The sequence below is a fragment of the Photorhabdus noenieputensis genome, from assembly GCF_018448935.1.
In the GTDB taxonomy this organism is placed as follows: domain Bacteria; phylum Pseudomonadota; class Gammaproteobacteria; order Enterobacterales; family Enterobacteriaceae; genus Photorhabdus; species Photorhabdus noenieputensis.
Window position 1 is genome coordinate 35111 of record NZ_RCWC01000043.1, and the last position, 8823, is coordinate 43933.

Annotated in this window: 14 protein-coding genes; 9 read left to right on the forward strand and 5 right to left on the reverse strand. The window is 42.3% G+C overall.

The window, feature by feature from the left end; all coding sequences use genetic code 11:
• Nucleotides 1-16 precede the first annotated feature (16 nt).
• Nucleotides 17-991 carry a calcium/sodium antiporter gene (locus EAE91_RS21205; protein ID WP_214090214.1) on the reverse strand — a complete coding sequence of 325 codons (975 nt, stop codon included), beginning with the start codon at nucleotides 989-991 and terminating at the stop codon, nucleotides 17-19.
• Between the two features lie 228 nt (nucleotides 992-1219).
• On the opposite strand from EAE91_RS21205, the gene mlaF reads away from it, so the two are divergent.
• The 7 genes from mlaF to murA all read left to right on the forward strand — a co-directional run bounded on the left by mlaF (nucleotide 1220) and on the right by murA (nucleotide 6121).
• Complete coding sequence (mlaF, locus tag EAE91_RS21210) at nucleotides 1220-2023, forward strand: phospholipid ABC transporter ATP-binding protein MlaF (RefSeq protein ID WP_214090215.1); 804 nt, start codon at nucleotides 1220-1222, stop codon at nucleotides 2021-2023.
• 10 nt (nucleotides 2024-2033) lie between these two features.
• Nucleotides 2034-2816 carry a lipid asymmetry maintenance ABC transporter permease subunit MlaE gene (gene mlaE / locus EAE91_RS21215; RefSeq protein WP_214090225.1) on the forward strand — a complete coding sequence of 261 codons (783 nt, stop codon included), beginning with the start codon at nucleotides 2034-2036 and terminating at the stop codon, nucleotides 2814-2816.
• 4 nt (nucleotides 2817-2820) lie between these two features.
• The gene (gene mlaD / locus EAE91_RS21220; RefSeq protein WP_214053291.1) at nucleotides 2821-3327 is read left to right on the forward strand and encodes an outer membrane lipid asymmetry maintenance protein MlaD; all 507 of its coding nucleotides are present in this window, start codon (nucleotides 2821-2823) and stop codon (nucleotides 3325-3327) included.
• Nucleotides 3328-3361: 34 nt separating this feature from the next.
• On the forward strand, nucleotides 3362-3991 hold the full coding sequence (gene mlaC / locus EAE91_RS21225) for a phospholipid-binding protein MlaC (protein WP_214090216.1): 630 nt from the start codon (nucleotides 3362-3364) through the stop codon (nucleotides 3989-3991).
• Nucleotide 3992: 1 nt separating this feature from the next.
• Nucleotides 3993-4286, forward strand: a complete 294-nt coding sequence (gene mlaB, locus EAE91_RS21230) for a lipid asymmetry maintenance protein MlaB (RefSeq protein ID WP_214090217.1) — start codon at nucleotides 3993-3995, stop codon at nucleotides 4284-4286.
• Between the two features lie 269 nt (nucleotides 4287-4555).
• A complete protein-coding gene (gene ibaG, locus EAE91_RS21235; protein ID WP_011148158.1) occupies nucleotides 4556-4810 on the forward strand; it encodes a BolA family iron metabolism protein IbaG in 255 nt (84 codons plus the stop codon).
• 51 nt (nucleotides 4811-4861) lie between these two features.
• Entirely contained in the window at nucleotides 4862-6121 is a 1260-nt protein-coding gene (gene murA, locus EAE91_RS21240) for a UDP-N-acetylglucosamine 1-carboxyvinyltransferase (RefSeq protein ID WP_214090218.1), read from the forward strand.
• A gap of 289 nt (nucleotides 6122-6410) precedes the next feature.
• On the opposite strand, the gene EAE91_RS21245 is transcribed toward murA, so the two are convergent.
• From EAE91_RS21245 to EAE91_RS21255, 4 genes are all read right to left on the reverse strand, one after another.
• Entirely contained in the window at nucleotides 6411-6935 is a 525-nt protein-coding gene (locus EAE91_RS21245; RefSeq protein ID WP_214090219.1) for a hypothetical protein, read from the reverse strand.
• 141 nt (nucleotides 6936-7076) lie between these two features.
• A complete protein-coding gene (locus EAE91_RS25115) occupies nucleotides 7077-7214 on the reverse strand; it encodes an AHH domain-containing protein (protein WP_422615665.1) in 138 nt (45 codons plus the stop codon).
• 278 nt (nucleotides 7215-7492) lie between these two features.
• Nucleotides 7493-7876, reverse strand: coding sequence for an Imm50 family immunity protein (locus EAE91_RS21250; RefSeq protein WP_214090220.1), 384 nt, complete (start codon nucleotides 7874-7876; stop codon nucleotides 7493-7495).
• Nucleotides 7877-7886: 10 nt separating this feature from the next.
• Nucleotides 7887-8186 carry an HNH/endonuclease VII fold putative polymorphic toxin gene (locus tag EAE91_RS21255; RefSeq protein ID WP_244868977.1) on the reverse strand — a complete coding sequence of 100 codons (300 nt, stop codon included), beginning with the start codon at nucleotides 8184-8186 and terminating at the stop codon, nucleotides 7887-7889.
• Nucleotides 8187-8403: 217 nt separating this feature from the next.
• Here EAE91_RS21255 and tnpA point away from each other — a divergent pair, with 217 nt between their 5' ends.
• Nucleotides 8404-8634, forward strand: coding sequence for an IS66 family insertion sequence element accessory protein TnpA (tnpA, locus tag EAE91_RS21260; RefSeq protein WP_244868978.1), 231 nt, complete (start codon nucleotides 8404-8406; stop codon nucleotides 8632-8634).
• A partial coding sequence (gene tnpB / locus EAE91_RS21265) for an IS66 family insertion sequence element accessory protein TnpB (protein WP_214090223.1) occupies nucleotides 8628-8823 on the forward strand: 196 nt, incomplete at its 3' end. The genes tnpA and tnpB, both read left to right, overlap by 7 nt.

The following is an 8823-nucleotide window of genomic DNA, read 5'->3' on the forward strand; positions in this document are numbered from 1 at the left end:
TCCTACTCATTCGTGTTTATTCAATGCTGTAATTGGAAATAAACAGTACGATAAAATAAGCGATAAAGCAGCTTAATAACAGGACACCTTTAAATCGGTTTAATCGGTGTTTACGACCCAGACAAAATGCAGTAAATATTATGCTGGCTACCATCATTACCCAAAAGTCGCGATGGAAAGATTCAGGTGAAATGGCTGCTGGTGAGAGCAATGCGGGAAGGCCCAAAACAGTTGATATATTGAATATATTCGAACCTATAATATTCCCGAATGCAATGTTGTCTTCGCCTTTGAACGCTGCGGCAATCGAGGTTGCTAATTCTGGCAGGCTGGTACCAACCGCAAGTACAGTAAGCCCGATAACTAATTCACTGATGCCATAAATGCGGGCAATAACAGTTGCATTATCAATAACCATGCGAGTTGCCATAGGTAAAATAAGTAACCCTAATAGAATCCAAAGTAGGGCAATGTGTTTATTGCCTTCTACCGGTAATTCGGAAGTCTGTTCCTGCGTGTAAATATCTGTTTCGGCTCGGCGTGATAGAGCAACCATTTTTATCATCAATAAAATATACACTATGGCGGAAGTGAGTAATACCAATCCATCCATTCGGCTGAGATAGTGATCACTCATCAAATAACCACAGAAGGCGGTGAGCAGCAGCATCAACAACAGCTCTTGCCGCAGGATATCTGATTTTACTTCCATTGGGCGAATAAATGCAGCAGCGCCGGTTATCAGTAGCAGATTAGTAATGTTAGAACCAATAACATTACCTACCGCCATATCAGGTTGACTATCTAGCATTGCAGTAACTGAAACCATTAATTCGGGCAGGGAAGTTCCAATGCCAACAATGGTAATACCAATAATAAATGGCGGCAGCCCCAGAGTACGGGCAAAAATTGCAGCACCATATACTAATCTATCGGAACCATATACCAGTAAAATCAATCCGGTAATTAAAAGTAAAAAGGTCAGAAGCATGAAGCATCCTTTGTAAGGTATATCCCGAATTAATGTTAACGCTGGTTGATTTTCTAAACAAAAATTGTCTGCCCAGTTAGATGGGGTATATTCTGACGGCGACAGATAGAAAAGTAAAATTTGTCATCACATTAATGGCGAAAATTCTCCAGTTTTTTTGTAGTATATGTGATTAATATGTGAACCAAATATTAAAGCCAATTTATTAACCGTTAAGGGCTATCAATAATGAACCAACAGACAGCAAATCTCATCGAGATCCGTGGTATGTATTTTACCCGTGGTAACCGTTCGATTTTTGCTGATATTAATCTAGTTGTGCCTAGAGGGAAAGTCACTGCAATTATGGGGCCTTCTGGGATAGGAAAAACGACACTATTACGATTGATTGGCGGTCAGTTACGTCCTGAACGCGGAGAAATCTGGTTTGATGGCGATAATATTCCTGCTTTATCCCGTTCTCGCTTGTATGCTGCTCGCAAGAAGATGAGTATGCTGTTTCAATCTGGGGCATTATTCACTGATCTCAGTGTCTTTGAAAACGTCTCTTTTCCGCTGCGTGAACATACGAACCTGCCTGAGGAAATTATACAGACTACTGTAATGATGAAATTAGAGGCTGTCGGGTTACGCGGTGCTGCTAATTTGATGCCTTCTGAACTTTCTGGAGGTATGGCAAGGCGAGCGGCTCTGGCTCGTGCAATTGCACTTGATCCTGATCTGATTATGTTTGATGAGCCTTTTGTTGGCCAGGACCCGATTACGATGGGGGTTTTGGTGAAGTTGATTGATGAACTGAATAAGGCGCTTGGTGTGACTTGTGTGGTGGTTTCCCACGATGTACCGGAAGTTTTGAGCATTGCAGATTACGCTTATATTATCGCTGAACAGCAGGTTATTGCTGAGGGTACAGCTCAGCAGTTGCACTCTAATTCTGATAGACGAGTACGGCAATTTCTTGATGGTATTGCTGACGGGCCGGTACCTTTCCGTTTCCCGGCCGGGGATTATAAAACTGAGTTATTAGGATAATGGGATGTTAATGTTAACACAGGCGCTGGCGGCACTTGGCCGACGGGCCATTGAGGTATTTGCCTCTTTTGGCCGTGCAGGTTTTATGCTTTTCCGCGCGATAATTGGCAGGCCAGAACCCGCCAGACAATGGCCGTTACTCCGACAGCAGCTTTACAGCGTGGGTGTTCGGTCATTATTGATTATTATCGTTTCAGGGCTGTTTATTGGCATGGTGCTTGGCCTACAGGGGTATCTGGTACTGACAACATATAGCGCAGAAGCCAGTCTTGGTATGATGGTGGCGATATCTCTGTTGCGTGAACTGGGGCCGGTGGTCACGGCACTGTTGTTTGCTGGCCGTGCCGGATCAGCCTTGACCGCAGAAATCGGTTTGATGAAAGCCACGGAACAAATTTCCAGCCTGGAGATGATGGCGGTAGATCCATTACGGCGTGTGATAGCTCCCCGTTTCTGGGCAGGGTTTATCAGTATGCCGCTATTATCCTTGATTTTTGTAGCGGTAGGTATTTGGGGAGGTGCTATGGTTGGTGTTGATTGGAAGGGGATTGACAGTGGCTTCTTCTGGTCTTCAATGCAGTCTGCTATCGAATGGCAGAAAGATTTGCTGAATTGTTTTATTAAAAGTGTCGTTTTCGCCATTACTGTGACCTGGATCGCTCTATTTAATGGTTATGATGCAACCCCTACTTCAGAAGGGATCAGCCGAGCAACGACCAGAACGGTGGTTCATGCGTCGTTAGCGGTTTTAGGTTTGGATTTTGTGCTGACAGCACTCATGTTCGGGAACTAAGTCAATGCAAAGCAAGAAAAGTGAAATTTGGGTTGGATTTTTTGTCTTGATTGCACTGGCTGCAATCATCTTTTTATGCCTAAAAGTGGCAGACATTAAATCGGTAGGCAACCAGCCAACCTACCGTTTGTACGCAACTTTTGACAATATCGGTGGTCTGAAAGTGCGCTCACCGGTAAAAATTGGGGGGGTGGTGATTGGCCGAGTTGCAAGTATCTCTCTTGATGAAAAAACTTATACGCCGCAAGTGGCACTGGATATTATGAAGCAGTATGACCATATCCCTGATACCAGTTCTCTTTCCATCCGTACTTCTGGCCTATTAGGTGAACAATATATTGCCCTGAATATAGGGTTTGAAGATCCCGATATGGACACCCGTATTCTGAAAGAGGGTGACCGTGTACAGGATACCAAATCAGCAATGGTACTTGAGGATCTTATCGGCCAGTTCTTGTATAAGAGTGGCGATAATGCCCAAAGTGGGGCAGAGCACACGCCGACACCTTAGGCCAGCAACTGAATATCATTAAGAGGAACCAATTATGTTGAAGAGATTATTAATGGTGGCGCTATTGGTTGTTGCTCCACTGGCGCGCGCGGTTGATCAGACGAATCCTTATAAGTTGATGCAGGACGCGGCGGAAAAGACGTTTACTCGTTTGAAAAATAGCCAGTCGCAAATTCGTCAAAATCCAGATTATCTACGTCAAGTGGTAAAGGAAGAACTACTGCCTTATGTCCATGTTAAATACGCTGGCGCGTTAGTTCTGGGACGCTCCTATAAAGATACGACGCCAGAGCAGCGCAAGGCTTATTTTGCGGCATTTGAATCCTATCTTGAGCAGGCTTATGGGCAGGCTTTGGCAATGTATCACAATCAAACTTACCAGATTGACTCTGAAAAGCCGTTGGGGGACAGCGATGTTGTTGCTATTCGTGTCACTATTATCGATCCGAATGGCCGTCCTCCTGTCCGTCTTGATTTCCAATGGCGCAAAAACAGCAAAACTGGTCAATGGCAGGCATTCGATATGATTGCAGAAGGCGTCAGTATGATTACGACTAAACAGAGTGAATGGGCTTCTATCTTGCGTCAGCAAGGTATTGAGGGCCTAACTAAGCAGCTTGAAATCAGCGCCCGTCAGCCAATCACACTGGAAGAGAAAAAATAAGATGGTCGAGAGTTTGATCTGGGAAAAAACAGGGCAAACCTTGATTCTCAAGGGCACTTTGGATCGTGATAGTTTGCTTCCTCTCTGGCAGCAAAAAGAGAAATTATTAGCTGATATCAACAGCATCAATGTGTCGCAACTTGAATATGTGGATTCTACCGGGTTAGCTCTTTTAGTCCGTTTTAAACATCATATGCAAAAGAGAGGGGATAAATTGCGCTTTTCTGGCATTGATGAACGGCTTAACACCTTGATTACGCTCTATGATCTGCAAGAGATGATCATTGATAGCTAACCGATAATCTCATCAATTATCTGTACATACCCTATGGATTTCAAGATGCATCGCGACGGCAAGGGAAAGAATCCCCGGGAGCATAGATAACGATGTGACCGGGGTGAGCGAGTGAAGCCAACAAAGAGGCAACTTGAAAGATAACGGGTATAATCAGCGCCCTTGTAAGCAGAAATATTACAAGGGCGTTTTCACAGTTTAAGAATAAGCAGAATTCTATTAGGATGGGTGGCTGTCTATTATTTCTAACTACAGAACATTGAGCAATTATGGATACTAATGAGATTAAACAAGTGTTGATGGATAAATTAGCACTGGATGAAGTCATCGTTAACGGCGATGGCAGCCATTTCCAGGTTATTGTGGTTGGTGAAATGTTTGCTGGCATGAGCCGGGTAAAACAGCAGCAAGCCGTTTATGCGCCTTTGATGGAATACATTGCTGATAATCGTATTCATGCCTTGTCAATTAAAGCCTACACACCGGATGACTGGAAACGGGATCGCAAGCTCAACGGTTTTTAATGTTGTTTGCCTCGCCGCGAACAGCAAATTATATAAAGAGAGTCGTCACAGATGGATAAATTTCGTGTGAAAGGGCCTACTCGTCTGTCGGGTGAGGTTACTATTTCCGGGGCAAAAAATGCTGCACTGCCAATCCTGTTCGCCGCGTTGTTGGCTGAAGAGCCTGTTGAGTTGCAAAATGTTCCAGAATTGAAAGATATTGATACCACTATCAAATTATTGAATCGCCTTGGAACCAAAGTTGAACGTAATGGTTCTGTATTTGTAGATGCCCGCGATGTGAATCAATATTGTGCGCCTTATGAGCTAGTGAAAACCATGCGTGCCTCTATTTGGGCATTAGGTCCTTTGGTAGCGCGTTTTGGTCAGGGGCAAGTTTCTTTGCCGGGTGGTTGCGCGATTGGTGCCCGTCCGGTTGATCTGCATATCAGTGGCTTGGAACAGTTAGGTGCTGAAATTGTGCTGGAAGAGGGCTACGTTAAGGCTTCCGTTAATGGGCGTCTGAAAGGGGCTTGCATTGTGATGGATAAAGTCAGCGTTGGAGCGACAGTCACGATTATGACTGCGGCAACGTTGGCTGAAGGGACAACAGTTATTGAGAATGCAGCACGTGAACCTGAAATCGAAGATACGGCTAATTTTCTCAATACCTTGGGTGCAAAAATCACCGGGGCGGGCACAGACCATATCACCATTGAAGGTGTGGAACGCCTTGGTGGTGGTATATATCGTGTACTACCTGATCGGATTGAAACGGGGACATTTCTTGTTGCGGCGGCGATATCCGGTGGCAAGGTAGTTTGCCGTCATGCTCAGCCTAATACGTTGGATGCGGTATTAGCTAAATTGCGTGAGGCGGGGGCGGATATTGCAATTGGTAAAGATTGGATAAGCCTTGATATGCACGGTAAGCGCCCTAAAGCTGTGACATTGCGTACTGCTCCGCACCCTGGTTTCCCGACCGATATGCAGGCACAGTTCAGCTTACTGAATTTGGTTGCGGAAGGTGCTGGTATGATCACCGAAACTATTTTCGAAAACCGTTTCATGCATATCCCCGAATTAATTCGGATGGGAGCTCATGCGGAAATTGAAAGTAACACCGTGCTTTGTCATGGTGTTAAAAAATTATCTGGTGCTCAGGTCATGGCGACGGATTTACGAGCATCGGCAAGTCTGGTTCTGGCGGGTTGTATTGCGGAAGGCGTGACGGTTGTTGACCGTATTTATCATATTGACCGGGGTTATGAACATATCGAAGATAAGTTGCGCGGACTTGGCGCAAACATTGAACGAGTGAAATCAACGTAGGCTTACTGTGGGTATGTACCACGGTAAGAAAGAAACCAGCCGGAAGCGATTCCGGCTTTTTGCTGTTTCAGAGAGAAAACAGAATAAAATAGCTAAAATATAGCCTATGTATATATTTATCATTAATATTATATTTTTCTGTATTATTCCTTTGTTTATCTTCTTATTTATTTTATATTTTCGCGATTTTAATCTATATATTTAATATATAAATTCAACCCTGTAAAATATTTATTTTAAGTATAAAAATAACAAGGCTAGGAAGATCACGAGGATCTTTCCGGCTTTTTCATGAGAATATGTTTTCTATATCAACTAGTTTTTCATCCTTAGTCATTCCGCATGGATACAACCCTTCTTTATATATCTCAAAGATCTTTTCCAAGATTGATTCTTTTTGTTCACCTAATATATACCTTTGAATAGATAACATGTTTAGTTGATAATAGACTTCATCTAAAATTTCAAAATAAAAATCATCGTATTCTGTATTTGTTTTTTTTATTTTAGATTTTCTATAAATTAATGTCTTTTCCTCTTGTAAGTCACTGTATTCTTCGTCAATATCTTCTAAGTAATCTTCAGCTTCAGAATAGTTATCTTTTAAAGAAAATTCACCAACGCTATTTTCTATAAGATCTTGCCAGACTAAATATCCATCTGGTAAATCTTGACTTAATGATAATCTAAGGGATTTGTCTTTATCTTCCAATAGGATAATATCAGAAGGTGCTTTTACTCCCCCTGATAAAAGATTATCTGAAAATAAAAAATTCATTGGTTCAGTTATAAACCTCTTATTTTCGCTTTTCATTATTATACCTCTAAAATTTTATTCCACATTTCTAAAGCACGTTGATTGCCTATTTGGGCTTTTCCTTTCTAGCTATCTTTAGCTCTTATTGGTGTTCCATTCATCATTACCTTCCTTAGCTAAATTTTGTATATCAGCAACCTATTTCGATATCTTATTAACAGACTGGTTTAAGTCTATTTTGTCTGGTACATTTTTAATAGCCCTAAAGTAACCATTGTGATTACCTTGATGCCTTGCCATTGCACTAACCAGTCGGTATTGGCTTGGCGTGGGCATTCACCACGGTAAGAAAGAAGCCAGCCGGAAGTGATTCCGGCTTTTTACTGTTTCAGAGAGAAAACAGAGTAAAATAGCTAAAATATAGCATATGTGTATATTTACCATTGATATTATATTTTTCTGTATTATTCCTTTTTTTATCTTCTTATTTATTTTATATTTTATCGATTTTAAGATATATATTTAATATATTAATACCAACCCTGTAAGATATTTATTTTAAACATAAAGATAACAAAGCCGGAAAGATTATGGGGAGCTTTCCGGCTTTTTGTTTATTTACTGATATATACAGAAGGTCCCGTAAACTGTATATGAATACATTCCAGATTTAATCGAAAATTAGAGCCATGAATTATTACTTTATTATGACCATTTTCTTTTTTTATCTCGATTTTTGCTAACATGCTAACGGCAATGCCTTCAATATTCATAGATGTAACACCACCACAGTTTATACCACACCTACATTTGTTATATCCTTTTACCCATTTTACAGGTGGGTTATCTGGTAATTTTCCGATTAAATCAAAACTTATTATTACTGTTGGTCCTTCACGATCTATTTTTATATCAAAGAGATCTATGTCTGATATTTCCACAGGTTTAGAAAATACTTTATTAAACAATATAGTGCCATCAAGATCATTCCAAAACATATGATGTCTCCTAAAAACTATAGTGATCTAATGTTCCTGGGACATTCCCAGTTCGAATGTTATCAATAGGTCTTACATTTAAATGAGGTCCTTGATTACCTACACCATCGGGGTAATAGTGCCTAGCAGAATGATCTTGGATAATCACCTTATCTCCATCAGCTTTTGTGAATTGATACTCCTTTGTCCATATTGGCTTACCATTATTGCCAATTATTGTTTCATTATTTGAATTAGTCATACGAACATGCCTATATTGACTTTCAAAACCAGTTTTTGGGTCAAATATTTTATCAGGCTGTTGATTCATCGGTATTCTCGCATCTCTTTTCGCTGCTCTAAAAGCCGCATTCTTTGAACCAAATTTAGTAGGACATTTTGCCAGCCCGAATGGGGCGATCCAACCCGTCGGATTATGCACGTAACTGTAAGGATTTACTCCGTAAACGTCCGGTCACCTCACCTTGTTCTTCCCCTCAGGCCCCTGCACGCTACCGCTTCCTTATCTTCATTTGGAGACTGGCACCATGAGCCGTAGCCGATATACCCCGGAGCAAAAACAACACCATGTGACCCAATGGCGCCACAGTGGCCTGACCCGAAAACAATATTGTGAACAGCATCAGCTGAGTTTTTCCTCTTTCCGCGACTGGATTGCCGACAGTAACAACATCCCCCAACCTCTCAGCCAGACACTGCCCGCCCTCTTGCCGGTTTCACTCCAGCCTGACGTGATGCGGGTACTGGCCCGATGCTGAAACCGCAACAGCTCTTTCTGGTGCGAGAGCCCGTCGACATGCGCCGGGGCATTGATGCCCTGACCCAGCACCTGGAGGGACTGAATTTGCGCTGGCAGGACGAGGCCGCTTTTGTTTTCTGCAACAAGGCCCGCTCCCGTCTCAAGGTGTTGCGCTGGGACCGACACGGCGTCTGGCTGTGTACCCGCC